Source organism: Salinisphaera orenii subsp. orenii MK-B5 (genome assembly GCF_003788635.1).
GTDB classification, from domain to species: Bacteria; Pseudomonadota; Gammaproteobacteria; order Nevskiales; family Salinisphaeraceae; genus Salinisphaera; species Salinisphaera orenii.
The window spans coordinates 1-24,355 of sequence record NZ_AYKH01000034.1; the positions used below are offsets into that span (position 1 = coordinate 1).

Genomic DNA, 24,355 nt, shown 5'->3' on the forward strand with positions numbered 1-24,355 from the left:
GCAGGCCGCGGGCTTCGTCGTAGGACAGCCCGCTGATTCCGGACTGCGTCATCGACCGGCCCAGGGAGTGGGCCACGGCGAACGCCGAGGCGCGGCGATAGAAAGCGAACCGGCGTTCGTAGACCGGCAGCACGTCGTCGACCGTCTCGGCCTCGCCCAGGCGGTCCTCGAAATCACGACGCTTGGCTGCCAGCCAGTCCATGAAGGCCGCGTCGGCGGCCACGTCCTCGGCCAGCTCCAGCGTCCATGTCATGTCGGTCTGCAGCGTGCAGACGCCGATGAAGCGTCCGCCGACGGCTTCGCGCATCATGCGCGGCGGCGTGATCCCGAGCCAGAAACCTTCCGGTTTGCGATAGAGATAATAGGACTTGTCGGGCACCGGCTGGAAACGGAAATCGCTCTCCAGCACGAACATCGAAGTGAACAGCTCGGTGGTGACCTGTTCGATGTGCTTGGGCGGCACCTCGGCGAGCGCGCCGCGCTGGTCGTCCAGCGTGGCGAGCACCGTGGAACCGCCCTTGCCCTGGGGATTGGGATTTCGGGCCATGGCGTCTCGGGGTCCGGGTTCGGCAAGCGGTGACCGACACTGTAGGGCAGGGCAGCGTCCGCGTCAGGTGCTGTGGTCGATGCGTCGCGCCCGCCGCCGTCTCGAGCGCGTGCCTCAGATGCCCGGCCGCCGTCATGGAGGCCAAGCGATGTTGATCGGCCGATCGCGGCGCCCCGCTCGGGTAGCGTGCCGGGCGGCACCGCCGGTGGCCATCGATCCGCTACGCGATGCCCGTTGCGCCGGCCCCCGGCATCGGCGACGTTCGGCTGTACGAGGCCGCCCACGTGGAGGCCTCGGCGCTCTGCCGACGGGTCGTGACGAGCGCCGGTGGCCTGCGCGGTCGGGCGCCGCCGCAACATCGGGCCGCCCGTATCCTCGGTGCAATACGCCCGCCGCGGTCTGTGGGCCGGCGTCTGCGCCACGTCCAGCGACGCGGGCGCCAATGATCAGCCGCGGGTGCTCAGTGATTCCGCCTCTTATCGATAATCCCGGTGGCACAGTTCGAGCGTTTGATCGCGGCGCTTGCCGCTGCTGACCGGTTTCACGTGTCGTTCTGAAGCGCCGGGGGAATGTCGTCAGGCGGTCGGGACCGCGTTCCGCGATCGCCCGGCGATCGCAGGGCCCGGACGGTCGATGCGGCGCGGCGGCGCGCGAATCGGCAGAGCCTCCGCCGGAGCGTCCGCTACGCACGCGCATGGCGACATGGCGCGCCGATCCGGCGGCCGCGACGCGTCATTCCGGCCCGGTGGCCACCGGGCGCGCCGGATCGCTGCTCCAGGCGCTCCAGGAACCGGGATACAGCCGTGGCAGCGGGCGGCCGAGCACGGCGTGGGCGAGGATCAGCTGACAGGCGCTGATGCCGGAGCCGCAGTAGGCGATGACGTCGTCACCCCGTGGCAGGGCGCGTTCGAGATCGGCGCTCGGCAGAAAGGCGCCCTGCGCGTCCAGCATCGATGCGCCCGGTACGCTGCGCGCGCCCGGAATGTGGCCGGCGGCGGCATCGAGCGGTTCCACCTCGCCGCGGAAGCGTTCGCCGGCGCGGGCGTCCAGCAGCACGGCGTCGCCCCGGGCGACGTCGTCGGCGCTCGCGATCAGGCGATCATCGAATTCCGGCTGCCAGTCGCTGGTATCGGTCAGCGGGGCGCCGATCTCGACCGGGTAGCCGCCGGCCTGCCAGGCCGACCAGCCGCCGTCCAGCACGTGCGCGGCCGGGTGACCGGCCCATTTCAGCATCCACCAGGCCCGGGCGGCCGCGATCTGGCCGCCCGTGTCGTCGTAGACCACGACCGTTCGGTCGGGCGTGATGCCCCAGTCCCGCAGGCGTGCGGCGAAGTCGGCCTCGGCGGGTAGCGGATGACGGCCGCCGGCGGCCGACGGCGGTGCGGACAGGTCCCGGTCCATGTCGGCATGCCGGGCCCCGGGTATGTGGCCCTCGGCCCACAGGGCGTGGCCGGCGTCCGCATCGGTGAGCCGGGCACGGGCATCGAGCACCACGAGCGGTCGCTGTTCGGCCATCCAGTCGGCGAGCCGGGCGGCGCTGACGAGTGCAGATGACATGAGCGACCTCCGGAGCGTGTTCTGAAATCGGCGGGAATCGGCAGGCCACCCGTCCGTGGCGGTGATTGACCGGGCCGGGCGCCTCTGGAACCATCCGCGATCATCCATCCAGAACGCGGTCATGCGCAATACCTCTTCCGAATCCGCCGACGCCTTGGCCGACGGGCCGCTCGCAGCCCAGCTGCTCTCGCCGGAGACCTTCCCCCGCTTCGTGGACGACTGCATCGCACTCATCGGCGACGAGATCCGCAAGAAGGGCATGACCCTGCGCACCGCCTTCAAGGTGACGCAGAAAGTCAAGCCGGACATCACAGAGCGCACGGTGCGCGAACTCTCGCCCGATTTCGTGCACGCGCTCGAGCCCTGCTACGCCAAGTATCGCGCCGAAGGCGGCGAGGACCTGCGTGCGCATCTCATCGCGCACGAGGACGAGGTTGCGGATGCCATGCTGATCGCGGCCGATCGCCGCGCGGAGCGCATCCACAACCGCACCATCCACTCGGCCTACGGCCGCGTACGCGGACGCGCCCGGCGCGAGATCTCCGAGGCGATGCCGCAGATCGCGAGCGTGATCGCCCGCCACGCCGAATAGGCCTTTTAGAAGGGCGCGGCCCAGGTCGCGTCACCGAAAGCGAAGCCGGCCCCTCGGCATCCGTGCCGCGCCAGCCGCGCCGTCGTTGCGTTCCGGCGGCGGCTCCGGCGCGTCCCGCGCGGATTCCGTGCCACCGTGCGGCGTCTGCGCTGACGGCAGCGCGGTATTCTCTACGCGTCCGACGGCGGCGCTCGTCGTTGGCCGACGGGCGTGTGCCGGCGCCGGGCGGTGGTTGATTGGAGGCCGTGCCCGCTCCTGCGGCAACGATTCGTTCGGCGGGACGCCGACGCGACGGGCATCGGCTCCCGCGCAGTCGATCGGCCGCGCCGGACCGCACCGGCTGCTCGGGCCGGTCGAGGCGAGCGCCGTGTTCGATCTGGCTTGGACGGGCGGCGGGACACTGTGGGCGGCGCCGACACGCGGCAAGGTCGCCGTCATCGCGAGCATCGACAGCGCCGCCGTGGCCGGCCTGTCGCGATGATCGACCGCGGCCTCGCACGGTGCCGATGACCCGGTAGCGAGCACGCCGCCATCGCTCCGGCCGTGCGGTGTCGCGCCGGCGTGCCGGTCTCGGGTTTCGTCGCGTATGGACAGGCGCGCCCGGACGGCGACGGTGCCTACGCCGTCTCGATGGGAGGGCTGCGGGCGCGGCGGAGATGCAGCCGCCGGTCGGCCGCCGTATGGTGCGCGGCTGGACGGACGACGGCCCGTGCGGCCACAAGAACGAGCGGGAGGCGCATGGCGGACAATCAGGGCTCATCCCTCGGTCGGGATTTCGCCGCCGGCGCGCAGGCGGTCCTCCCGCTGCTGCTGAGCGTGCTGCCGTTCGCGCTGATCACGGGCGTCGTGGCGGTCCAGCTGGGCTTCTCGGCGGGCGTGGCGAGCGCGTTCTCCCTGGTGGTGTTCGCCGGTGCGTCGCAGATCGTGGCCATGCAGCTCATCCACGACGGGGCGCCGCTGGCGATCATTCTGCTGACCGTGGCCTTCATCAATCTGCGTTTCACCATGTACAGCGCCTCGATCGCGCCGTATTTTCGCGGCGCTTCGGCCGGCTGGAAGGCGCTGGCTGGCTATCTGCTCACCGATCAGGCCTATGTGCTCGGGCTCTACGGCTTTGCCGAACGCGACGGCATCGGCCGACGGCTGGCGTTCTATCTCGGCGTGGCGCTGCCGCTGTGGTTCGGCTGGCAGGTGGCGACCGTGCTCGGGGCCACGCTCGGCGCGCGGCTGCCGGCGGCCTGGGGGCTGGATTTCGCCATCCCGCTGACGTTCATGGCGCTGGTGATGCCGGCCCTGCGGGACGCGCCGAGCTGGGCGGCGGCCGCAACCGGCGGGGCCGTGGCGGTGGCGGCGCACGACCTGCCGTGGAATCTGGGCCTGATCGCCGGCGCGCTGGCCGGCATCGCTGCCGGCATGGCCGGCGCTCGGATTCGCGGCGACGAGCCGGAAGCGCCGTGAGCCCGCTGATGACCGGCATCACGATCGCCGCGGCGGGCGTGTTGACGTTCCTGCTGCGGTGGTCGTTCATCGGCGCCAGCGACCGTCTCGCGCTGCCGGCGGCGGTGCGCCGGGCCCTGCGCTTCGTGCCGGCGGCGGTGCTGTCGGCGCTGATCTGGCCGGCGGTGCTCGTCAGCGACGGGTCGCTGCACTTGGCCCCGGACAATCTGCGCCTGATCGCGGCGGTCGTGGCCGCCGTCGTGGCCTGGCGCACCCGAAACGTGCTCTACACCATCGTCGCCGGCATGGGCACGCTCTGGGCGCTGACGGCCGGGTTCGGCCTCTGACGCTCGCGCGGGGTTCAGGCGTGAGGGGAGGGCGGCGCCGGGCGTTCGTGATGCGCCGGTGGGCCCGGCTGGCTGTCGGATGGCCGGCCGCGCTCCCGGTGGACGGGATGCCGGGGCGTCGCGACAAGCGCTATCCGAGTTGACAGCGCCCGCCGGCCGGCGGGCGCCGTTGGGGGCAGGTCAGCCGCTGTCGGCGTGTCGCAGCGGCACCGCGGCCTCCGGGCCGAATACCAGCGAGGTGAAGCTCTCCTGAATGTAGAGCGAGACGCTGGATTCGGAATGGCTGCTGTAGCCGATGGAGAAGTCCTGGCCGACGTGCAGCACGAAGTCGCCACCGCGCATGCTCATCACCACCGCGCCGTCCACCGCCGGCGCCCAGACGATCGGCCCCTTGAGGATGCGCCGTACGTGTTCCATCACCGGATAGCCCTGCTGGGTGGTGCGGGTGAGCTCGGTGTAGCAGCGCGGGCCGAGCGCGATCGCGTAGGTGCCGTCGACGCCGGCGCTGCGCAGGGCGTCGGTCGCCTCGGCGACCAGACCCGGATACTGGCCGTAGTCGTCGTCGGCGATGGTCAGCGGGCGATGCTCGGCGGTCTCCATCACGCCGGTGATACCCGCGGCCGCGTAGCCGTTGAACAGGGCGCCGTCCTCCATGAGGGCGGCGCGGCGCGCGGCCTCGGTGACCGCGTCGAGGTCGATGTCCGGCGCGCCGCGGGCGGCCGCCTCGAGCTCGTCGCGATCCATCTCGAAGGGAATGCGGGCCTCGATCAGGGGCTGGACCTGGCGCTGGCGGATGCGTGCGGCCGGCTCGGGCGCGGCGTCGAGCGCCCGGACCCGGCCCAGATTCACCGCGGCGCGGTCCCAGCCGTGCGGGCCCTCGAAGTCGAACAGCTTGCGCCCGGCCAGCATGCGCTTGAGCGTCTGCCGGGCCTCGTCCTCGATCTCGGCCCAGGCGGCGGGGGTGATCGGTGCCAGTTCACGATGCAGATGGTTCATTTCAGTCCTCCCGCAGGCTGCCGACGCCGAGCGAGCCGTCGGCCGCGGCCGTGTCTTCGGCGGCGGTCTCGTCCACGGCGTCTTCCTCGGCGGCCAGAATGTCGCCCTGGGTGAACAGATAGGTGCGCATCTGGGCGTCCAGCGCCGGGTCGCGCCGCCGCAGCCATTCCAGCGTCATCATCGCGTGCTCTTTCTCCTCGTCGCGGTTGTGGCTTAGCAGCGCCTTGAGTTCGGCGTCGTCGGCGGCGTCGATGCGCTGGCTGTACCAGTCGACGGCCTCCAGCTCTTCCATGAGCGAGACGATGCCCCGATGGGCTTCCAGGGTCTGCGCGGACAACAGCTCGACGGGCTCGTGAAACGAATCACTCGATTCGGCCATGGGAATCTCCACAGGATTGTCGTGTCCATCATCGGGCCGTTGCACCGGTCCGCGTCAAGTCGGCGGCTGCGGCCGATGGCGGCGCGCAATCTTCGCCGTCGTGCGTGCCGGGCGTCCGGACCGTTGCCTGGCGCGCCGGTCGCGGCTGTCGTCGCGTCGATCAACGCGTGCCGGCGTCCCGGGTCTCCGCATCGAGCGCGGCCCACCACGGCGCATAGCGGCTGTTGGCCGGATGCCGGCGGCTTTCGTCGGGCGCGCCGTCGCACCACCACACCGGGCCGCGTTCACCCAGCGCGACCTTGGCGGTCTGGACGCGTTCGCGCGCCGCCCGCCTCTCGCCGTCGTCGGCGGCATCGCGGACCGCGCGTCGTGCGGCCATGAGGTCGCGCACCCGGGTGTCACGCTCGGTGTCGGTCAGGGACGGGTCGCTGCGGCGCCACAGGCGGCTGCGGGCGACGAAGTAGCGCCCGTCCGGCGTGATCGGATAGTTCGTGTCCGTCATGGGTGTCGGAGCCTAGTGGATCGTGCGCCTCCGTGCGCGAACGGTCTTGCGGTCCGTCGGGCGGTGCGGGTTTGTGCTCCCGGCCCGCTCGACCTGCGCCGATCGCTCTTGTCGGCGCCCGACGTTATCGATCATGCCGTATCCGGCCGGTGCGACACGACATCGATCGTCGATCCGTGGACACGCCGACAACGATCGAGCTGCACCGCGCGCCCGAGTGTTCGGCCGCACGGCCGTTGCAGGGCCATGCGAGCAGGCACTTTATATTCATGGCGTGAATGTCCGATATCAAATCCATTTACTGTTCGTATTCGTCGGCGCGCCCTAGAATGCGACCCCGATACCGGCGGGCGCGGCGGGCGGATTATCGCCCGAGCTAGCCGCCTGTGGTGTTCACTCAACCCGAGGGAAAAAACGACATGTCTCAGTACTCGAACGACGTTGATGCCGTGGCAGCGCTGCGCGACGCGAACGGCAGCGCCTGGGCTGCCATCAATCCGGAACACGCCGCGCGCATGCGCGCCCAGAACCGTTTCCACACGGGCCTGGATATCGCCAAGTACACGGCCAAGATCATGCGTGAGGACATGGCCGACTACGATCGGGACTCTTCGCAGTACACCCAGTCGCTGGGCTGCTGGCACGGCTTCATCGGTCAGCAGAAGGCGATCTCGGTCAAGAAGCACTTCGGCTCGCTGAAGAAGAGCTATCTGTACCTGTCCGGCTGGATGGTCGCCGCGCTGCGCTCCGAGTTCGGCCCGCTGCCCGACCAGTCCATGCACGAGAAGACCACCGTGCCGTCGCTGATCGAGGAGCTCTACACCTTCCTCAAGCAGGCCGACGCCTGGGAGCTGAACCACTACTTCCGTGACCTCGAAGAGGCCAAGGAAGCCGGTGACGAAGTCGCCGCGAAGAAGGCGCAGGAGAAGATCGACAACTTCGAGACCCACGTCATCCCGATCATCGCCGACATCGATGCCGGTTTCGGCAACGAAGAGGCCACCTATCTGCTGGCCAAGAAGATGATCGAGGCCGGCGCCTGCGCGATCCAGATCGAAAACCAGGTGTCCGACGTCAAGCAGTGCGGCCATCAGGACGGCAAGGTCACCGTGCCGCATGCGTCGTTCCTGGCCAAAATCAACGCCGTGCGCTATGCGTTCCTGGAGCTGGGTGTGGACGACGGCATCATCGTCGCCCGCACCGACAGCCTGGGCGCGGGCCTGACCCAGCAGATCGCCGTGTCCAACGAGCCGGGCGATCTGGGCGATCAGTACAACAGCTACCTCGACGGCGAAGAGATCACGGATCCCTCCGAGATCAATGCCTCCGATGTCGTGATCAAGCAGAACGGCAAGCTCGTGCGCCTGCAGCGTCTGGCCTCGGGCCTGTTCGAGTTCAAGAAGGGCACCGGCGAGGATCGCGTGGTGCTGGACTGCATCACCAGCCTCAAGAACGGCGCCGATCTGCTGTGGATCGAGACCTCGACCCCGAACGTGGCGCACATCGCCAGCATGGTCGATCGCATCCGCGAGGAAGTGCCGGACGCGAAGCTGGTCTACAACAACAGCCCGTCGTTCAACTGGACGCTGAACTTCCGTCAGCAGGTCTTCGATGCCTGGAAGGACGAGGGCAAGGACGTGTCCGCCTACGACCGCGCCCAGCTGATGAGCCCGGAATACGACGATACCGAGCTCGCCCGGGTGGCCGACGAGTGGACGCGGGACTTCCAGAAGGAAGGCGCGGCCAAGGCCGGTATCTTCCATCACCTGATCACGCTGCCGACCTACCACACCGCGGCCCTGTCGACCGACCAGCTCTCCAAGGGCTACTTCGGCGAACTCGGCATGCTGGCCTATGTGGAAGGCGTGCAGCGCAAGGAAATCCGCGAAGGTATCGCCACCGTCAAGCACCAGGACATGGCCGGTTCCAACATCGGCGATGACCACAAGGAGTTCTTCTCGCGCGAGAACGCGCTGAAGGCCGGTGGCAAGAGCAACACTATGAACCAGTTCGGCTGAACGCCGGGGTCATGGTGGCGGCGGGCGTCCGTCCGTCGCGCATAAAAAAGCGGGACCCTTGGGTCCCGCTTTTTTTTGTGTCTGAAACGGGCCCGCCGTCCCGCCCCGGCCGGATGGGGCGACGACGGGATTCTGCCTCAGGCGGGCTGGCCGCCGGCGTGGCCGCTCGCGGATGCGTCATGGGCGGTCGGCGCTTTGCGCTGGCGGCGAAGCGCCTGGAAGGTCACGGCCCCGACGGCGATGCCGAGCACCGCGCCGATCGCGCCGGCGGCGGTCAGCGCGAACAGCGAGATCACCAGCCCCGCCCCGGCGACGACGACCCAAGTCCAGCCGCTCGTGCCGGCCCGGGCACGCGGATAGTAGCGCTGCAGCGCGGCCGCGCTCAGGCCGGTGATGAAGGCGAGCCCGAACGCGCCCGCGCCGCCCAGCGGATCGCTGGCCGCCCAGCGCATGGTCACGATGACCGCAAACGCCAGCAGGCAGTAGCCGAGACAGACCAGAAAGAAGTCCAGCTCCCGCCGGAAGGGCGTCGAGCGGGCGTCGGGGTCTGCTTCGATGCGGCGCAGTCCGTCGACCAGCAGCTCGCGCTCGCGCGGTGTGAAGGCGCTGCCGGCCGTGGCCTCGGTCAGCTTGGTCTGAAGTGCACTCAGTTCCGGATCGCTTGGCATGCAATGTCCCCTTGGTTGAGATCGGTTCCTCGTCGGTCGCCGCCTACTCTCGCACGATCGGCCGCGCGGGTGGAGTCGACCTCCGTGGCATGCGCGTTCGCGCTCACGCGGGCCCGTTCGCCGCGCCTTAATCCCGGAACAGATCGGGCTGGCGTGGTGCGGTCGCCGCTTCGGGCTGATTGCGCAGCCAGCGCGCGATCACCGCGAGCACATAGGCCTGTTCCCCCGCGGACAGCGCGCGCTCGGCGGGAATGCGATGCCAGCGCGCCAGGCATGTCCGGCAGCAGGTGCCGGTGGCGTGCTGGGCCACGAAGATCGGGTGGTTGCGCCACGGGGTCTGGCGGCCGTCGTTGGCCGGCCGGGCCGGGGCCAGGCGATCGGCGACGAACTCGGCGCCGTGCGCGAGCACCGCATCCAGACCGCGCTGGGCCAGATAGTCGGCCTCGCGCCGGCCGAGCGCGAAGCGGCGGCGGAAACGGGATTGGGCCAGCCCGGCGAACAGATCGTCCAGATCGCGCATGCCGGCAGGATAACCGCTCGGGCGGCGTGGCTCGACGTCCGCGGCCAGGCGCGTAATACTGAGGACCATGACCGATTCGAACGCGGCCCCGGGCGGGCTGCCCAGCGGCATCACCCGCGAGGTGCTCGAACGCGACGGCCTGCGCGAGACGCTGCGCCGCCGCCATCCCGATCTGCCCATGATCTCGAACGCCGGCATGCGTGCCTCGATCCGCGACACGCTCGCCGCCCGGCCGCCGCTGGCGGGCGCGGCCGACGGCGTCTGGCTGTTCGGCTACGGCTCGCTGTTGTGGAATCCCTGCGTCGCGGTTGCCGAATGGCGGGACGCGCGTCTCTACGGCTATCACCGCGATTTCCGCATCCGCCTGACCCACGGCCGCGGCTGCCCCGATGCGCCCGGTCTGATGCTGGGGCTGGTCCGCGGCGGCTCTTGTCCCGGCATGGCGCTGCGCGTGGCCGTCGACGATCTCGACCACGAACTGCTCATGATCTGGCGCCGGGAAATGCTCACCGGCGTCTATACCCCGCGCTGGGTCCGGCTGCGCACCGACGCCGGACCGGTCGCCGCGATCGCGTTCGTGGTCAACCGCGCGCACGAGAACTACTGCGGCCGCCTCGACGAGACCGAGGTCGTGCAACTGCTGGCCACGGGCCACGGCGAAATCGGTTCGGCCGCCGACTATCTGGACAGCACGGTCGCGCGGCTCGATGCGCAGGGCATTCACGACCGCCGGCTGCGGCATCTGCGGGCCCGCGTGGCCGCGCAGCGCGCCCGCATGGCCGCCTCCAGCGGCTAGCGGCTTCGGCGCGGCACCGCCCGCAGGGCCGTGGCAGTCGACGGGGGCCGCGTGCGGCCGACGTGGCCCGGTTTGCCGACCAGCCCGGCGGACGCCGACGCGCGGACGTGGCGACGCCTGCAACGCGGTAGGGCCTCGGCGACGGCGCCGACGCTCGACCGTGCCGGCGCCGCGAGCGCGCGGCCACGCCCGTCTTGTCCAACCGAGCCCTTGCGAAGAACGTATCCGCGGCGCCGGGCGCCAAGGTTTTCGCGCCGTGGCCGTCCGCGGTATCGGCGGCGCGTTCCCCGAGTCAGCACCGTCGGCGCGGCTGGTCCAGCCCGAGCGCGCTCTATGCATGCGGTGAACGGCCGGCCGGGGCGATGATTCGCGGCGCGGGTTCCTGTCAGGCGGGCGCATGCCGGGTCCGGCCCGGCGCATTCGCATCGGCATCGTCGAACGGCGGCCAGACGCGGTTGCGGCCCGCGTCCTTGGCCGCGTACAGCGCCGAATCGGCGCCGTCGATGAGCTGGTCGACCCGGAAACGCGCCAGCGACCCGGCCATGGCGCCGATGCTTACCGTGACCACGTCGTGGTCATGGCGTTCGGCGTGGCGGATGCCGAAGCCCTCGACCGCGCGCCGGATGCGTTCGCTGATGCGCACCGCGTCGGCCAGGCCGGCACCGTGCAGCAGCACCAGAAACTCTTCGCCGCCGATGCGCACGGCCAGGTCGCTGTCGTTGCGCAGCCGGGCATAGAGCGCGCCGGCGATGCGCTGCAGGCAGGCATCGCCCTCGGGATGCCCGTGGTGGTCGTTGAAGGCCTTGAAGTGGTCGACGTCGATCATGAGCGCGGCCACCGACAGATCGCTGCCGTGCAGGCCCGTCTGCAGCGATTCGATCCGCCGTTCCAGCGCGTAGCGGTTGGCCAGGCCGGTCAGCGGATCGTGACGCGCGGCCAGCTCGGCCTCCTCGCGCTTGAGCCGGTCCTGCAGGCGGCGCAGAAAGGCATAGCGGGTGTCCCATTCCATGCGATAGCTGGCCGCGATTCCCAGATAGGCCACACAGGGCATGATCGTCAGGCCCACGAGCTGGGTGGCCACGGTGTTGGCGTGGGGCAGCAGGACCGCCAGATAGGCCGCGACGATGAGGGCGGTCGTGGCGGCGGCGAATCGGAAGTCCAGCCGCTGGTTGACGCAGGCATAGATCAGCACCGGCAGCACCAGAAACTGGTACTGGTCCGCGGAGGGGCCGCTGTTGAGCGCGTAGACGAAGAGAATCTGCGCCACCATGGCCAGCGGTATCGTCGCCGTGAGGGACTCGCGCAGGATCAGCCCCGGCTCCCGCCGCACGAGCCAGCCGGCCAGCAGGATCGCCGGCGTGACCACCAGCAGATGCGCGACCAGTGCGATCAGGAAGGTCTGCGGCAGCAGCAGAAAATCCACGATCAGAAACAGGTTGTAGATCAGCAGGGTGGGCCCGATCGTGGCGAGCGTCACGCGCGCCTGATGGCGCCGGCGGTAGGTCTCGAAGGCGCGCTCCACCGCCGGCGGAAAGCGCAGGCCCGGGCCGCGGTTGTCGATGCAGCGCCGGACTTCGGCGCGGGTGATGGTCGGTTCGCTCATGCGCAGGACCGAGGCTCTGGAATCATGGTTACCGCGGTTGTTCTAGCACGTCGTCGGCGGCGCTTGAATACGCCATTCCGACGATCACTCCGGGTCGACGCGTCCGCGCAGTGTCTTCTTGCGGCCGCGTCGTGTCTTGTTGTCCACGCGTTTTCGGCGGGCCGCGCGACTGGCGCGCGTGGGGCGTCGTTTCTTGCGTTCGCGCGTGGCCGCGCGGATCAGCGCCTGCAGTCGCGTGAGGGCGTCGGCGCGGTTGGCCTCCTGCGTGCGGTGACGCTGGGCCTTGATCACGATCACCCCGTCCGCCGAGATCCGCTGGTCGGCCAGCGCCAGCAGGCGTTCCTTGTAGACGTCGGGCAGCGACGAGGCCCGGATGTCGAAGCGCAGATGAATCGCCGTGGCGACCTTGTTGACGTTCTGACCGCCGGCGCCGCGGGCGCGAATCGCCCGCAGCTCGATCTCTTGCATGGATAGGCCGACGCGGCCGGAGATCGCGAGCATGGTCACCGTCCGGGCCGCCGTGGGGCCGGCCATTGGAGCCGCTGGTACCGGGGCGCGGTCACGACTTGAGCCGGTAGCCGGTCCGGAAGATCCAGGCGACCAGCGCCATGCAGGCGGCCAGAAACACCGTGATCATCACCAGACTGAGGCCCACGCTGACGTCGGCCACGCCGTAGAAGCTCCAGCGAAAGCCGGAGACCAGATACACCACCGGGTTGAACAAGGTGATCTTCTGCCACAGGGGCGGGAGCATGTCGATCGCGTAGAAGGTGCCGCCGAGGAAGGTCAGCGGTGTGACGATCAGCAGCGGGACGAGCTGGAGTTTCTCGAAATTGTCGGCCCAGATGCCGATGATGAAGCCGAACAGGCTGAAGGTGACCGAGGTCAGCACCAGGAACAGCAGCATCATGAACGGATGCGCGATCTCCAGATCCACGAACAGCGACGCCGTGGCCAGGATGATCAGCCCGAGCATGGCCGACTTGGTCGCCGCCGCACCGACATAGCTGATCACGATCTCCACGTAGGAGATGGGGGCGGAGAGCAGCTCGTAGATGGTGCCGATGAACTTCGGGAAATAGATCGCGAACGAGGCGTTGGAAATGCCCTGGGTCATCAGCGTCAGCATGATCAGCCCGGGCACGATGAAGGCGCCGTAGCTCACGCCGCCGACCTCGTCGATGCGCGAACCGATCGCCGAGCCGAAGACCACGAAGTACAGGGACGTCGAGATCACCGGCGAGACCACGCTCTGGAAGAGGGTGCGCCAGGTGCGTGCCATCTCGGTCTTGTAGATCGTGGCGATGGCGTGGAAATTCATGCGCGGCCTCCCGTGTTGACCAGATCCACGAAGATCTCCTCCAGCGAACTCTTCTGGGTGTCGACGTCGCGCAGGCCCACCCCGGCGGCGTCGAGATCGCGGAACAGCGCGGATATGCCGGCCGCGCGGTCGCGGCTGTTGTAGGTGTGGACCAGCGCCCAGCCGTCCTCGCTCACGGTCAGATCGTGATCGGCGAGCGCCGCCGGCAGGCGTTCGAGCGGCCGGTCCAGCTGCAGGGTCAGACGCTTCTCGCCGAGCCGACGCATCAGTTCGTGGGTTTCTTCGACCACGATCAGCTCGCCGGCGTTGATCACGCCGATGCGGTCGGCCATCTGCTCGGCCTCCTCGAGATAGTGGGTGGTCAGAATGATGGTGACCCCGGACTCGCGCAGCGCGCGCACGACCTGCCACATGCTGCGACGCAGTTCGACGTCCACGCCCGCCGTGGGTTCGTCGAGAAACAGGATGCTCGGCTCGTGGGCCAGCGCCTTGGCGATCATCACGCGCCGCTTCATGCCGCCCGACAGCGTCATGAGCATGGCGTCGCGCTTGTCCCAGAGCGACAGCTCGCGCAGGACCCGATCGACGCGTTCGGGATCCTTCGGCTTGCCGAACAGCCCGCGGCTGAAGGCGACGGTGGCGCGGACCTTCTCGAACTGGTCCGTGGTCAGTTCCTGCGGCACCAGCCCGATCTTTTCGCGCGCCGCGCGATAGTCGCTGATGATGTCGTGGCCGTCGGCGGTCGCACGGCCGCCGCTCGGGTTGACCAGACCGCAGAGAATGCTGATCAGCGTCGTCTTGCCGGCGCCGTTCGGGCCGAGCAGGGCGAATATCTCGCCGCGCGGAATCTCCAGGTCGATGCCCTTGAGCGCGGTGAAGCCGGAGGGGAAGGTCTTGGTCAGACCGTGAATCGAGATGATCGGTGACGACACGGACGGTCCTCGGGTCGAGCGGACGGACGGCGGCCCGCGTAGGGTACGCCAGCGCGGCTGCGGCGCAACGCCCGCCCGCATGCGGCGGCGGTCGAACGCGCCCTCCGCCGTCCCGGGCCACGGCGCGGGACGGAACGGACGCGCACGGATGTGCCGCAACGGGCCGCGGCCGCTCGCCGCGGCGGGCCCGGCCGGTGCGGTTCAGCGGCCGCGGGAGCCGCGACGGCGGCCGACGGCGCGGCATTGGTGTGCCGGCGCCTCGGCGTTGGCCGGCCGTCCTCCGCGCCCCGGCGCTGCCTACCCTCAGGCGATGAAGTCGATCAGCGCGCGGTTGAATTCATCGGCGTGGGTCGCGTTGATCGCGTGCGGCCCGCCCTGGATCACCGAGACCGAGCTGTCGCCGATCATGTCCGCCGCGCGTTTGCCGCTGACCTCGAAGGGCACGATGGCGTCGGCATCGCCGTGCAGGATCAGCACGGGGACGTCGATGCGCTCGAGATCGCCGCGGAAGTCGGTGCGGCCAAAGGCGGCGATGCAGTCGAGCGTGCCCTTGGGCGAGGCGAAGGAGGCGATCTGGCGGTGGTACTGCCGGTTGGCCTCGCTGACCAGCAGGCCCTGCTCGCTGCTGAAGAACTGGGTCGTGAAGTCCTCGAGAAAGGCGATGCGGTCGCCGCGCACGCCGTCCTCGAACTGGGCGATGGTGGCATCGTCCAGGCCGCCGTCCGGATTGTCGTCGCTCTTGTAGAGATACGGCGGCACCGCCGCGGCCAGCACCGCGCGGGCGATGCGCTCGGAGCCGTAGCGGCCGAGATAGCGCGCGACCTCGCCGCCGCCCATGGAAAAGCCCACCAGCGTCGCCTCGCGCAGGTCGAGGTGGGTCAGCAGGGCCTGCAGATCGGCGGCGAAGGTGTCGTAATCGTAGCCGCTCCAGGGCTGCGACGAGCGCCCGAAGCCGCGCCGGTCGTAGGTGATCACGCGATGCCCGGCCTCGATCAGGGCCCCCACCTGGGGCTCCCAGCTGCGGCCGCTCATCGGCCAGCCGTGGATCAGGACCACCGGTCGGCCGCTGCCGTGATCCTCGTAGTAGAGCTCGACCGGGGCCTCGTTCTCCGTCGCAACCTGTAGAAACGCCATGACGTTTGTCTCGCTTTTCGTGTCGGAACTGCAGTCTCGCCCGAGTGCGCCGGCAGGGCAATGCGGCGGCGGTGCAACCCCGCCACCGGCCGGCTGCGTACTGGACCGATACGCTTCGTGACTGTATAAAAATACACAATGGAAACCGTACGCAAACTCGCCATCCTGGCCGATGCGGCCAAGTACGATGCGTCCTGTGCGTCCAGCGGCAGCGCGCGCCGCGATTCGGTCGGCGGACGCGGTGTCGGCTCGGCCGGCGGCTCGGGCATATGCCATGCCTATGCGCCGGACGGGCGCTGCATCTCGCTGCTCAAGATCCTGCTCACCAATTTCTGCATCTACGAGTGCAGCTACTGCATCAACCGCAATTCCTCGAACGTGCCCCGGGCGCGATTCACGACTGAGGAAGTCGTCGACCTGACCCTGGCGTTTTACAAGCGCAACTACATCGAGGGGCTGTTTCTGTCCTCCGGCGTCATCCGCACGCCCGACTACACCATGGATCAGCTTGTCCGGGTCGCGCGCAGCCTGCGCGAGGATCACGATTTCCGCGGCTATATCCATCTCAAGACCATTCCCGATGCCGACGGCGAACTGCTGGCCGCCGCCGGCCGCTACGCCGATCGCCTGTCGATCAACGTCGAGCTGCCGACCCAGGACGGGCTCGACCGGCTCGCGCCGGAAAAGGACCACCGCACCATCAAGCTGTCGATGGCGCGCATCCGTGCCCGAAGCGAGGCGCACGCCGAGGACCGGCGCGCCGCCCGACGCGTGACCAGTGCGCGGCCAAAGGCGGCCGGCCCGGGCCGGTTCGCCCCGGCCGGCCAGTCCACCCAGATGATCGTCGGCGCCGAACCCTCGACCGACGCGGACATCCTGTCGACCACGGCGGATCTGTACGCTGCCTATCGGCTCAAGCGGGTCTATTTCTCCGCCTTCTCGCCCATTCCCGACAGCTCGGCGGCGTTGCCCGCGCGGCGCACCTCGCTGATGCGCGAGCATCGCCTGTATCAGTCCGACTGGCTGCTGCGCTTCTACGGCTACGGCGCCGACGAGATCACGGCCGGCGGCGACGACCGCGTCACGCCCGGCATGCTGGATCTGGACGTCGACCCCAAGCTCGGCTGGGCGCTGCGCAACCGCGGTTTCTTTCCCGTGGACCTGAACCGCGACTCGCGTCCCCGGCTGCTGCGCGTGCCGGGGCTGGGCGTGAAATCGGTGAATCGGCTGCTGTCGATCCGGCGCTGGCAGCGGATCCGGCTCGAGGACCTGGTCGCGCTGAAGGCCGGCATCGCCCGCGCCATGCCGTTCATCGTCTGCGCCAATCACCGGCCCGCGGTCGCGGATGCGCCCGGCGCCGCGCTGCGCGCCCGGTTTGCGCCGCCCGCCGCCGCCCAGCAGACTTTCGACTTCTGATGGTCCGGCTGGCGACGAGCGGGGGTGGCGATGACAGCGAACACGACGCCGGTATGCGTGCTGACCGGCGACATCGTGCGTTCCGGCGCGCTCTCGGCCGAGACGCTCGATGGCGTGATGGCGGGGATCGAGGCGTTCTCGGGCGTCGTCGCCGCCTGGCCGGGGGCGCCGGACGTGCGCGAGGAGCGTTTTCGCGGCGACGGCTGGCAGCTGTATCTCGGCGCGCCGCGCTGGACGCTGCGCGCGGCCCTCGGCCTGCGGGCGGCGATCCGGTCGCGGCACCCCTCGGTGGAGACACGTCTGGCCGCGGCGTTCGGCCCGGCTCGCCTCGGCGCGCGGCTGGCCGCCTCCTCGGGCGCGGCCTTCGAGGCGTCGGGGCGGGCGCTCGAGGGGCTCGGCACGCGTCGGCTGTGGCGCTTCGGCGGCGGGCTCGGGTCCGTCGCCCTGGACGATCTGGCGGACGGCCTGTTCGCGGTCTGCGATCGCTGCTCGCAGGGCTGGACCGGACGCCAGGCCGAGGTGTTCGGCCGGCTCGCGGTGCCCGATGCACCGGCGATGATCGACGTGGCCGCGGCGCTGGAGGTCGCGCCGCAGACGGTGCACGCGCATTTCGAGCGGGCCGACGGCCACGCGTTGCTCGATGCCGTGGCCCGCTTCGAGGCCGCAGTGGATTCAGTCGTTCCGGGCCCATCAGTCGAATAAAGCTGATTTCTAAAAATCAGCCGAATAAGGCTGATATAACATCGCTCGGACGTCGCGCCACCGGTGCCCGGTGGGGCCACGGATACAGGAGGCGACCGTCATGCTCGCGACATTGACGATGCTGGCGTTCGCGCACGTGCTGGCCGATTTCGTGCTCCAGAGCCGCGCGATGGTCGCGCGCAAGCATCGGCGCGCCGTTCTGCTCCGGCATACGGCGATCGTGGGCGCGACCGCGTTCGTCGCGCTCGCGGCCTGGACGCCGGCTGCGCTGATCGCGGTCGCTGTCGCCACCCTCGCGCATGCGGGCATCGATGCCGCCAAACTGGCGCTGGCGCGGCGCGCCCGGCATCCCTTCGCGGCACTGCGGCTGTTCGGTGCCGATCAGTGCGCCCATCTGTTGTCGATCGGCATCGTGGCCGCGCTCCTGCCGCAGGCCTACGCCGAGGGGCTGTGGCCGGCGGTGCTCGGCTCGACTGCGGCCCAGGGGCTGGCGGCCGCGGCCGCGCTCGTCACCGGCGTCACCGCCGCGACGCGGGTGGGCGATCTGATGCTCGCCCAGCTGCTGGCCGGGATCCGGCACTCGCGTTCGGCCGGATCGCCAGGGTCCGCGGCCGGCCGGGCCGAGGATGCCGGTGGCGCCGACGAGCTGCGCGCCGGGGCCTGGATCGGCTGGCTGGAACGCGGTCTCGTCTTTCTGTTCGTGCTGCTCGGCGAGTTCAACGCTATCGGCTTCGTGATCGCCGCCAAATCGATCCTGCGCTTCGAATACGCGCGCGACCCGGCCAAGAGCGAGCTGGTCATCATCGGTACGCTCGCGAGTTTCGGCTGGGCGGTGCTCACGGCGCTGGCGACCGCGGCCGCTCTCGACGGTCTGTGGCCCGCAGGCGCGGGGTGACCATGCACCAGCCGTCCCTGTTCGGACAGGCGGAGGCCGGCGCCGAGCGCACCGTGGTGCGGTTCGCGCCCGATTTCGAGGCCTGGCGGCATGCCGCGTGTGTCCAGTGGCGCGCCGGCCGCGCGCCGGACGCGCTCTGGTGGCAGGCCGATCCTGCGGCGCGCGGCGACGAGCCGGCCCGGGTCGTCGGGCCACGCGTGCCGAAGGCCTTCGGAGCGCTGGCGCGCGCGGTGGCCTGCCACCGCAGCGTCGATCGCTGGGCGCTGCTCTACCGGCTGCTCTGGCGTGTCTCCCACGGCGAACGACATCTGTTGGCGCTGGCCGGCGACGCCGACGTGGCGCGGGCCAACCGCTATGCGAAAGCCGTCCGGCGCGATGCCCACAAGATGAAGGCATTCGTGCGCTTCCGCGCGGTTCCGGACCCGGAGGCGATCGACGGCGAGCCGCGCTACGTGGCCTGGTTCGAACCCGAGCACGAGATCATCGCTCACGTCGCCGATTTCTTCGTACGGCGTTTCGCCAACATGCGCTGGTCGATCCTCACGCCGGATCGCTGTCTGCACTACGAGGGCCGGGGCCGGCCGTGGTTCTCGGCGGGCACCCACGCGGCCGCTGCCCCGGCCGGCGACGCGCTGGAGGACGCCTGGCGCGTCTACTACCGCAGCATCTTCAATCCCGCGCGCCTGAAGCGGCGGGCGATGCAGTCGGAAATGCCGGCGAAGTACTGGAAGAACATGCCGGAAGCCGAGCTGATTCCGTCGCTGATCGCCGGTGCCGATGCTCGCGTCGCGGCGATGGAGGCGCAGTGTGGCGGCTCGGAGCGGCTGCGCTGCGGCCCGCGTCCCGAGCGCCCGGCGGCCCGGGAGGCGGCCGCGGTCGCACGCACGCCGGAGGCCTCGCTGGAACGGCTGCAGCTGCAGGCCGCGGCCTGTCGCGGCTGTCCCCTGTGGCGGCCGGCGACCCGCACGGTGTTCGGCGAGGGCCCCGCGGATGCCCGCATCGCGGTCGTCGGCGAGCAGCCGGGCGACGCCGAGGATCTGGCCGGGCGTCCGTTCGTCGGCCCGGCCGGCCGTCTGCTCGACCGCGCGCTGGCCGAGGCCGGCCTGGATCGCGCCGCGCTCTATCTGACCAATGCCGTCAAGCACTTCAAGTTCACACCCCGGGGCAAGGCGCGTATCCACGCCAAGCCGGCCTACCGCGAAGTCGCCGCCTGCAGGCCGTGGTTGGACGCCGAACTGGAACTGCTGCGGCCGGCGCTCGTGGTCTGCCTCGGCGCGACCGCGGCGCGGACCCTGCTCGGGCGGCCGGTCACGGTGGCCCGCCAGCGCGGCCGGATCGTCGAGGTCGGCGAGCGCGCCTGTCTGGTCACCTTCCATCCCGCACACGTGCTCCGCAGCGGCGCGGACGGCGACTACCGCGACTTCGTCGCCGATCTGGCCCGCGCGGCACGGCGCGCGCATGAGGGCGTGCGGCCGGTCTGACGAGATCGTAGCGGGCGCCCGGTGGGCGGCGCGTGGCGCATGAGATCGCGAACCGGCCCGCGGGCCGGCGGCCGACCGCCAGTCGTCGATCGTCGATGCCCGGACGCGTTCAAGACCGCCGCGGCCATGATCGCCCGCTTGTCCGACACACCGGGGTCGGCGTGGCCCGAATGCGCGGGTAGACTGTGTCGCGACAGTCCGCGGCAACGATGCGAGAGGCGACAGGCATGGGCAAATCGCTGCAGGATCAACTGCTGGCCAAGGGCGTGGCGCGGCCCAAGCAGGCCAAGAAGGCGCGGCGTGAGAAGGCCGCCCGGGACAAGGCCGCGCGGCAGCAGGGCGCAGCGGCCGATGCGCCGGACACCGCCCGCGAGATCGCGGCCGCGGAGGCGGCCAAACGCGAACGCGACCGGGCGCTCAACGCCGAACAGAAGCGCCGCCGCGAGGCCCGCGAGCGGGACGCATCGGTCGCCCAGCTGATCGAGGGCCACGCAGTGGCCGCCCAGGGCGACGCCGACGACGCGGTGCAGTACAACTACCACATCGGCGACGCGATACGGCGCATCGCCGTGAGCGACCGCCAGCGCCGCGACCTCGCCGCGGGCCGGCTCGGCATCGTCCGCCACGGCGGCCGTGCCGTGCTCGTGCCCCGCGAGGCCGCCGAGCGCATCGCCGCGCTCATGCCCGAGGTGGTCTGGCGCGCCCGGCCGGAGGACGATCCGGCGCCTGATCCGGACGACCCCTATGCCGACTATCCGGTGCCCGATGACCTGATGTGGTGAGGCCGTGCCCGCCGTTGCACCGACAGTGCACGGTTTTGCCGCTCGCTGCATCATGAACAGGCATGCCCGCCGGCTCGTGACGCCCGCGCCTGTGTCGGCCGGGACCGACGGGTCGGGCGTGCGGCAGGTGTGGGCACACGAGGTCGGATGTCCGGCCTTGACGCGTTTGGCCCGCCGCGGCGCGGTGTAGCCCCGCCGCTGTGCCCGCGGCCCGGCGCGTGACACCGGGGCTTTTCGAGCCGGCCTGGACCTGTCTGTCGGGACACGAAGCCCGGAGTGGTCCGGCTCTTGCATGCAACGGATGCAAATTCGCCGAAGCGTCCGCTCTCCCATGAAATCGACCGCCCCCGTTCACCGAGCCGCTCTTGCTGCGTTGCTGCTCGGTTTCACCGGCGCCGCGGCACTGGCCGCCGACAAGGCCGATAGCTTTGAGCCCGAGCAGGTGACCATGGAGTCGGCCATCGACCCGGGCGCGAACGTGCTGGTCAATCAGGCGAGCTGGGACGGGGCCAGCCGTATCCATGTGTTCAACCAGGACGATCTGAAGTACCAGGGCGTGCTGTCGATGGGGCTGACGTCGCAGTTCGAGATCAGTCCGGACGGCAGTCGTGTCTACACGCTGTCCGACTACATGGAGCGCTACACCTATGGGCCGGTTCACAGTGTGGTGCAGATCTTCGATCTGGAAACGCTCACGCCCGTCGCCGAGATCGAGGTGCCGAACAAGGCGGTGAAGGCGATCGGCATGAACCAGCTGATCGAAGTCAGCGCCGACGGCAAGCGGCTCTACGTGCAGAACGCCACGCCCGGCACCTCGGTCACGGTGGTGGACCTCGACAGCCGCGAAGTGGTCTCGGAAGTGCCCACACCGGGCTGCTACGGCATCGTCCCGGCAGCGTCGGGCCATCGCTTCACGACGCTCTGCGGCGGCGGCACGCTCCAGACCTTCGATGTCAGCGGCGAGGAGTACGCGCACACCACGTCGGACAAGATCTTCGACGTCGACGAGGACGCGCTCTACGTCGACGCGGTGCGCACGAAGTCGGACAAGCTCGTGTTCACCTCCTTCAACGGCAATCTCTACATCGTCGATGACAGCGGCGACACTCCGGTGCTGGAGCGGAAACTGAAGGTCGCCGAAGGCCTGGACGGCGACTGGGCGCCGGGCGGTTATGGGGTGACGACCTACAACGCGGCGACCGACACGGTCTTCATGATCATGCACGACGAAGCCTACGAGGGCAGTCACAAGGACGGCTCGGACGAGATATGGGCGTACAGCCTCGCCGATGAGGCAATCGTCTCGCGCTCGGCCGCGCCGGACCTGATCGCGATCTCCGTGACCCAGGGCGAGACGCCCGTGATCTACGGCTCCAACGAGATGGAGGAGACCGTGGATGTCTACCGGGCCGAGGGTGACGGGTTCGATTTCGAGAAGACCGCCTCGGACGACCACGTCGGGTGGACGACCTCGCTGTCCGTGGTGGCATCGCCGTGATCGCCCTGGCCAGCGCCGCCGCGAGCGTGTTCGTCCTGCTGGTCATGCTGCGTGCGGTCACGCACAAGGTGCTTGATTTCAACGAGCTGCAGGGGTTCGTGGCGGACTATCGCGTGGTGCCGGAGTCGCGCGCGGCGACGGCCAGCGCCGGCGTGGTCGCCGCCGAGTTCGCCATCGTCGCGGCCATCGCCCTGCCGGCGACCCGGCCCATTGGCCTGCTGGCCGCCACCGCGTTGCTGTCCGGCTATGCCGGCCTGATCGCGCTCAATCTGGCGCGTGGTCACAGACGCATCGAATGTGGCTGCGGCGGGGCGCCCCAGGTGCTCGGCGCAGCGCTGATCGTGCGCAATGCCGTGCTGGTGCTGCTGGCGCTGTTCGCCGCGGCCACCCCGGCGCGGCTCGAGAGTACGGCCGAAACCGTGGTCGTGACCTCCAGCGGGCTGTGTCTGCTCGCACTCTATGTGCTGTTCGAGCAGCTCAACGCCAACCGTCAGTACCTGAAGACCTCAGAGGCTCGATCATCATGACCGCCATCTATTTCGCGCTCGCCGTGCTCGCCCTCGCCGTGGTGGTTTTGTGTCTCGGCTTCGTCGTGCTCGCGCGCCAGATCGGGGTGCTCTACGAGCGCATCGCGCCGATGGGCGCGCTGATGAACGAGTCGGGGCCCAAGGTGGGCGAGGCCTCGCCGCAGCTCACGCTGGACAGCCTGAACGGTGGCCGGCTCACGATCGGGGCAGAACGCGAGTCGGCCACGCTGCTGTTTTTCCTGTCGCCCACCTGTCCGATCTGCAAGAAGCTGATTCCGGTCCTGCGTTCGGTGCGCGCGAGCGAAGGCGATTGGCTGGACGTGGTATTGGCCAGTGACGGTGAGGAGGGTCGTCAGCGCCGTTTCATCGACCACGTCGGTCTGACGGATTTCGACTATGTCCTCTCGACCGAGCTGGGGCTGGCCTATCGCGTTTCGCGGCTGCCTTACGCGGTGCTCGTGGACGCCCACGGCACGGTGCGCGCCAAGGGGCTCGTGAACACGCGCGAGCAGATCGAGAGCCTGTTCAACGCCCACGATCTGAACGTGGCCTCCATTCAGCGCTATCTCGGCGAAGAAGCGCATTCCTAATCGACCGCCCAGGAACCCGACATGAAGCGATTTCTCGACGCCCTGTTCGCAGGCACCGACGCCCGCGCTGAGGCACTGGTCCGCCGAACCGCCCAGCGTTACAGCCGCCGCAGCTTCATCGGCAAGGCCGGCCTGTTCATGGCCGGCACCGCGCTGCTGCCAGTGCTGCCCTTCGATCAGGGCGGGCGCGCCCATGCCGCGGAGGACGAAGACAGCGGCGATCCGAACGACGAGATGTCCTGCGATTACTGGCGCTACTGCGCGATCGACGGCAATCTCTGCAACGACTGCGGCGGCACCATCACCACCTGTCCGCCGGGGGCGGAGCCGTCCAAGGTCTCCTGGGTCGGCACCTGCCGCAACCCGAACGACGGCAAGGACTATATGGTCTCCTACGCCGACTGCTGCGGGCGGGCGATGTGCACCGGCAAATATTGTGTGAACAGCGAGCGCGAGCGGCCCGGTTATCAGATGGGGCTGCACAACGACATCAACTGGTGCATGGCCAACAAGTCGATGGGCTACCACTGCACGGTGGCCGTGCTCGTCGGCATGAACGAGGCGGGTTGAGACCGCGCCGCGATCCGAAGCCGTGCCCGCGTCGCGTTCGACGCGCGGTGGTTCGCGATCGCCTGATTTCCGCGATACTCGGCCTCGGGCTGGCACTGGCCGCTACGACCGCCCAGGCCGGCGCCGAGGGCGATTATGTTCTGCGCTGCAGCGGCTGTCACCGGATGGGCGGAGCCGGCAGCGCCCGCGGCGGTGTCCCGGACCTGCGGGGCTCGGTCAGCTCCTTCGCCCAGAGCGAAGCCGGCCGTCGCTATCTGATGCACGTGCCCGGGGTGACCACCTCGGGCCTGGACGATGCGGATATCGCCGCGGTGATGAACTACGTCATGGATCGCTGGGGCGCCGAGTCGCACAGCGACGATGTTGCCGCGTTCACCGCTGCCGAGGTCGCGGCGCTGCGCGCCGAGCCGGTGGACAACGTGGTGCGTTTCCGACGCACCGTGGTCAAGGACCTGCGCGCTCGCGATCTGCCCGTGGCGGCCTACCCCTGGCCCTGACGCCTGACGCCTGGCGCCGTGCCGGGCTGATCGCCCGTTTGCGGGCCC

At 69.8% G+C, this 24,355-nt stretch carries 27 protein-coding genes; 15 read left to right on the top strand and 12 right to left on the bottom strand.

Going from position 1 to position 24,355, the window contains the following annotated elements; genetic code table 11:
• The coding region (locus SAOR_RS12140; RefSeq protein WP_123631664.1) for a C1orf50 family protein at nucleotides 1-547 on the bottom strand (547 nt) is incomplete at its 3' end.
• Nucleotides 548-1,279: 732 nt separating this feature from the next.
• The gene (locus SAOR_RS12145) at nucleotides 1,280-2,104 is read right to left on the bottom strand and encodes a sulfurtransferase (RefSeq protein WP_123631665.1); all 825 of its coding nucleotides are present in this window, start codon (nucleotides 2,102-2,104) and stop codon (nucleotides 1,280-1,282) included.
• Between the two features lie 55 nt (nucleotides 2,105-2,159).
• Between SAOR_RS12145 and SAOR_RS12150 the strand changes: the two genes are divergently transcribed.
• From SAOR_RS12150 to SAOR_RS12160, 3 genes are all read left to right on the top strand, one after another.
• Nucleotides 2,160-2,696, top strand: a complete 537-nt coding sequence (locus tag SAOR_RS12150) for a DUF6918 family protein (protein WP_123631666.1) — start codon at nucleotides 2,160-2,162, stop codon at nucleotides 2,694-2,696.
• A 738-nt stretch (nucleotides 2,697-3,434) separates the two neighbouring features.
• A complete protein-coding gene (locus SAOR_RS12155) occupies nucleotides 3,435-4,154 on the top strand; it encodes an AzlC family ABC transporter permease (protein WP_123631667.1) in 720 nt (239 codons plus the stop codon).
• Nucleotides 4,155-4,162: 8 nt separating this feature from the next.
• Nucleotides 4,163-4,480: an AzlD domain-containing protein gene (locus tag SAOR_RS12160; RefSeq protein WP_123631803.1), complete on the top strand. Its 318-nt coding sequence runs from the start codon at nucleotides 4,163-4,165 to the stop codon at nucleotides 4,478-4,480.
• Between the two features lie 180 nt (nucleotides 4,481-4,660).
• Here SAOR_RS12160 and SAOR_RS12165 read toward each other — a convergent pair whose 3' ends face one another.
• The 3 genes from SAOR_RS12165 to SAOR_RS12175 all read right to left on the bottom strand — a co-directional run bounded on the left by SAOR_RS12165 (nucleotide 4,661) and on the right by SAOR_RS12175 (nucleotide 6,357).
• Nucleotides 4,661-5,476: a family 1 encapsulin nanocompartment shell protein gene (locus SAOR_RS12165; protein ID WP_123631668.1), complete on the bottom strand. Its 816-nt coding sequence runs from the start codon at nucleotides 5,474-5,476 to the stop codon at nucleotides 4,661-4,663.
• Between the two features lies 1 nt (nucleotide 5,477).
• Entirely contained in the window at nucleotides 5,478-5,855 is a 378-nt protein-coding gene (locus SAOR_RS12170) for an encapsulin-associated ferritin-like protein (protein ID WP_123631669.1), read from the bottom strand.
• A gap of 160 nt (nucleotides 5,856-6,015) precedes the next feature.
• Nucleotides 6,016-6,357: a hypothetical protein gene (locus SAOR_RS12175; RefSeq protein WP_123631670.1), complete on the bottom strand. Its 342-nt coding sequence runs from the start codon at nucleotides 6,355-6,357 to the stop codon at nucleotides 6,016-6,018.
• 419 nt (nucleotides 6,358-6,776) lie between these two features.
• Between SAOR_RS12175 and SAOR_RS12180 the strand changes: the two genes are divergently transcribed.
• Nucleotides 6,777-8,375, top strand: coding sequence for an isocitrate lyase (locus SAOR_RS12180; RefSeq protein WP_123631671.1), 1,599 nt, complete (start codon nucleotides 6,777-6,779; stop codon nucleotides 8,373-8,375).
• Nucleotides 8,376-8,512: 137 nt separating this feature from the next.
• Here the strand turns inward: SAOR_RS12180 and SAOR_RS12185 are convergent, their stop codons facing one another.
• Both SAOR_RS12185 and SAOR_RS12190 read right to left on the bottom strand, forming a co-directional pair.
• Nucleotides 8,513-9,043 carry a hypothetical protein gene (locus SAOR_RS12185; protein ID WP_123631672.1) on the bottom strand — a complete coding sequence of 177 codons (531 nt, stop codon included), beginning with the start codon at nucleotides 9,041-9,043 and terminating at the stop codon, nucleotides 8,513-8,515.
• Nucleotides 9,044-9,170: 127 nt separating this feature from the next.
• On the bottom strand, nucleotides 9,171-9,632 hold the full coding sequence (locus SAOR_RS12190) for a DUF4186 domain-containing protein (protein ID WP_245965468.1): 462 nt from the start codon (nucleotides 9,630-9,632) through the stop codon (nucleotides 9,171-9,173).
• On the opposite strand from SAOR_RS12190, the gene SAOR_RS12195 reads away from it, so the two are divergent.
• Entirely contained in the window at nucleotides 9,631-10,359 is a 729-nt protein-coding gene (locus SAOR_RS12195) for a gamma-glutamylcyclotransferase (RefSeq protein ID WP_123591213.1), read from the top strand. The genes SAOR_RS12190 and SAOR_RS12195 overlap by 2 nt on opposite strands.
• A gap of 385 nt (nucleotides 10,360-10,744) precedes the next feature.
• Here the strand turns inward: SAOR_RS12195 and SAOR_RS12200 are convergent, their stop codons facing one another.
• The 5 genes from SAOR_RS12200 to SAOR_RS12220 all read right to left on the bottom strand — a co-directional run bounded on the left by SAOR_RS12200 (nucleotide 10,745) and on the right by SAOR_RS12220 (nucleotide 15,349).
• Entirely contained in the window at nucleotides 10,745-11,962 is a 1,218-nt protein-coding gene (locus SAOR_RS12200; protein ID WP_123631673.1) for a GGDEF domain-containing protein, read from the bottom strand.
• Nucleotides 11,963-12,046: 84 nt separating this feature from the next.
• Nucleotides 12,047-12,463, bottom strand: a complete 417-nt coding sequence (gene arfB / locus SAOR_RS12205) for an alternative ribosome rescue aminoacyl-tRNA hydrolase ArfB (protein WP_123631674.1) — start codon at nucleotides 12,461-12,463, stop codon at nucleotides 12,047-12,049.
• Nucleotides 12,464-12,521: 58 nt separating this feature from the next.
• Entirely contained in the window at nucleotides 12,522-13,283 is a 762-nt protein-coding gene (locus tag SAOR_RS12210; protein ID WP_123591215.1) for an ABC transporter permease, read from the bottom strand.
• Nucleotides 13,280-14,215 (bottom strand): ABC transporter ATP-binding protein, encoded by a 936-nt coding sequence (locus SAOR_RS12215; protein ID WP_245965469.1) that lies wholly within the window; start codon nucleotides 14,213-14,215, stop codon nucleotides 13,280-13,282. Before SAOR_RS12215 ends, SAOR_RS12210 begins: the two co-directional genes overlap by 4 nt.
• Before the next feature lie 303 nt (nucleotides 14,216-14,518).
• Nucleotides 14,519-15,349, bottom strand: coding sequence for an alpha/beta fold hydrolase (locus SAOR_RS12220; protein ID WP_123631676.1), 831 nt, complete (start codon nucleotides 15,347-15,349; stop codon nucleotides 14,519-14,521).
• Between the two features lie 138 nt (nucleotides 15,350-15,487).
• On the opposite strand from SAOR_RS12220, the gene SAOR_RS12225 reads away from it, so the two are divergent.
• The 10 genes from SAOR_RS12225 (at nucleotide 15,488) to SAOR_RS12270 (ending at nucleotide 24,307) form a co-directional block, all read left to right on the top strand.
• Nucleotides 15,488-16,765 (top strand): putative DNA modification/repair radical SAM protein, encoded by a 1,278-nt coding sequence (locus tag SAOR_RS12225; protein ID WP_123631677.1) that lies wholly within the window; start codon nucleotides 15,488-15,490, stop codon nucleotides 16,763-16,765.
• Between the two features lie 30 nt (nucleotides 16,766-16,795).
• Nucleotides 16,796-17,467: a hypothetical protein gene (locus SAOR_RS12230; protein ID WP_123631678.1), complete on the top strand. Its 672-nt coding sequence runs from the start codon at nucleotides 16,796-16,798 to the stop codon at nucleotides 17,465-17,467.
• Nucleotides 17,468-17,567: 100 nt separating this feature from the next.
• Entirely contained in the window at nucleotides 17,568-18,362 is a 795-nt protein-coding gene (locus SAOR_RS12235; RefSeq protein WP_123631679.1) for a DUF3307 domain-containing protein, read from the top strand.
• A gap of 2 nt (nucleotides 18,363-18,364) precedes the next feature.
• Complete coding sequence (locus tag SAOR_RS12240) at nucleotides 18,365-19,843, top strand: UdgX family uracil-DNA binding protein (RefSeq protein WP_123631680.1); 1,479 nt, start codon at nucleotides 18,365-18,367, stop codon at nucleotides 19,841-19,843.
• A 227-nt stretch (nucleotides 19,844-20,070) separates the two neighbouring features.
• Nucleotides 20,071-20,625 (top strand): DUF2058 family protein, encoded by a 555-nt coding sequence (locus SAOR_RS12245; protein ID WP_185015671.1) that lies wholly within the window; start codon nucleotides 20,071-20,073, stop codon nucleotides 20,623-20,625.
• A 331-nt stretch (nucleotides 20,626-20,956) separates the two neighbouring features.
• Nucleotides 20,957-22,123: an amine dehydrogenase large subunit gene (locus tag SAOR_RS12250; RefSeq protein ID WP_185015672.1), complete on the top strand. Its 1,167-nt coding sequence runs from the start codon at nucleotides 20,957-20,959 to the stop codon at nucleotides 22,121-22,123.
• The gene (locus SAOR_RS12255; RefSeq protein WP_123631683.1) at nucleotides 22,087-22,650 is read left to right on the top strand and encodes a MauE/DoxX family redox-associated membrane protein; all 564 of its coding nucleotides are present in this window, start codon (nucleotides 22,087-22,089) and stop codon (nucleotides 22,648-22,650) included. The genes SAOR_RS12250 and SAOR_RS12255 overlap by 37 nt, the downstream gene beginning before the upstream one ends.
• Nucleotides 22,647-23,240 (top strand): thioredoxin domain-containing protein, encoded by a 594-nt coding sequence (locus tag SAOR_RS12260; RefSeq protein WP_123631684.1) that lies wholly within the window; start codon nucleotides 22,647-22,649, stop codon nucleotides 23,238-23,240. The genes SAOR_RS12255 and SAOR_RS12260 overlap by 4 nt, the downstream gene beginning before the upstream one ends.
• Before the next feature lie 21 nt (nucleotides 23,241-23,261).
• Nucleotides 23,262-23,810, top strand: coding sequence for a methylamine dehydrogenase light chain (locus tag SAOR_RS12265; RefSeq protein WP_123631685.1), 549 nt, complete (start codon nucleotides 23,262-23,264; stop codon nucleotides 23,808-23,810).
• A gap of 47 nt (nucleotides 23,811-23,857) precedes the next feature.
• Entirely contained in the window at nucleotides 23,858-24,307 is a 450-nt protein-coding gene (locus SAOR_RS12270) for a c-type cytochrome (protein ID WP_123631686.1), read from the top strand.
• The last annotated feature ends 48 nt before the right edge of the window (nucleotides 24,308-24,355 follow it).

Coding starts and splice junctions, on each gene's coding strand:
- SAOR_RS12210 (WP_123591215.1), bottom strand. CDS start 13,283: ATGAATTTCCACGCCATCGCCACGATCTACAAGACCGAGATGGCACGC.
- SAOR_RS12265 (WP_123631685.1), top strand. CDS start 23,262: ATGAAGCGATTTCTCGACGCCCTGTTCGCAGGCACCGACGCCCGCGCT.
- SAOR_RS12155 (WP_123631667.1), top strand. CDS start 3,435: ATGGCGGACAATCAGGGCTCATCCCTCGGTCGGGATTTCGCCGCCGGC.
- SAOR_RS12175 (WP_123631670.1), bottom strand. CDS start 6,357: ATGACGGACACGAACTATCCGATCACGCCGGACGGGCGCTACTTCGTC.
- SAOR_RS12240 (WP_123631680.1), top strand. CDS start 18,365: ATGCACCAGCCGTCCCTGTTCGGACAGGCGGAGGCCGGCGCCGAGCGC.
- SAOR_RS12220 (WP_123631676.1), bottom strand. CDS start 15,349: ATGGCGTTTCTACAGGTTGCGACGGAGAACGAGGCCCCGGTCGAGCTC.
- SAOR_RS12225 (WP_123631677.1), top strand. CDS start 15,488: ATGGAAACCGTACGCAAACTCGCCATCCTGGCCGATGCGGCCAAGTAC.
- SAOR_RS12250 (WP_185015672.1), top strand. CDS start 20,957: ATGAAATCGACCGCCCCCGTTCACCGAGCCGCTCTTGCTGCGTTGCTG.
- SAOR_RS12200 (WP_123631673.1), bottom strand. CDS start 11,962: ATGAGCGAACCGACCATCACCCGCGCCGAAGTCCGGCGCTGCATCGAC.
- SAOR_RS12245 (WP_185015671.1), top strand. CDS start 20,071: ATGGGCAAATCGCTGCAGGATCAACTGCTGGCCAAGGGCGTGGCGCGG.
- SAOR_RS12145 (WP_123631665.1), bottom strand. CDS start 2,104: ATGTCATCTGCACTCGTCAGCGCCGCCCGGCTCGCCGACTGGATGGCC.
- SAOR_RS12160 (WP_123631803.1), top strand. CDS start 4,163: ATGACCGGCATCACGATCGCCGCGGCGGGCGTGTTGACGTTCCTGCTG.
- SAOR_RS12170 (WP_123631669.1), bottom strand. CDS start 5,855: ATGGCCGAATCGAGTGATTCGTTTCACGAGCCCGTCGAGCTGTTGTCC.
- SAOR_RS12190 (WP_245965468.1), bottom strand. CDS start 9,632: ATGGTCCTCAGTATTACGCGCCTGGCCGCGGACGTCGAGCCACGCCGC.
- SAOR_RS12165 (WP_123631668.1), bottom strand. CDS start 5,476: ATGAACCATCTGCATCGTGAACTGGCACCGATCACCCCCGCCGCCTGG.
- SAOR_RS12230 (WP_123631678.1), top strand. CDS start 16,796: ATGACAGCGAACACGACGCCGGTATGCGTGCTGACCGGCGACATCGTG.
- SAOR_RS12235 (WP_123631679.1), top strand. CDS start 17,568: ATGCTCGCGACATTGACGATGCTGGCGTTCGCGCACGTGCTGGCCGAT.
- SAOR_RS12260 (WP_123631684.1), top strand. CDS start 22,647: ATGACCGCCATCTATTTCGCGCTCGCCGTGCTCGCCCTCGCCGTGGTG.
- arfB (WP_123631674.1), bottom strand. CDS start 12,463: ATGCTCGCGATCTCCGGCCGCGTCGGCCTATCCATGCAAGAGATCGAG.
- SAOR_RS12180 (WP_123631671.1), top strand. CDS start 6,777: ATGTCTCAGTACTCGAACGACGTTGATGCCGTGGCAGCGCTGCGCGAC.
- SAOR_RS12185 (WP_123631672.1), bottom strand. CDS start 9,043: ATGCCAAGCGATCCGGAACTGAGTGCACTTCAGACCAAGCTGACCGAG.
- SAOR_RS12195 (WP_123591213.1), top strand. CDS start 9,631: ATGACCGATTCGAACGCGGCCCCGGGCGGGCTGCCCAGCGGCATCACC.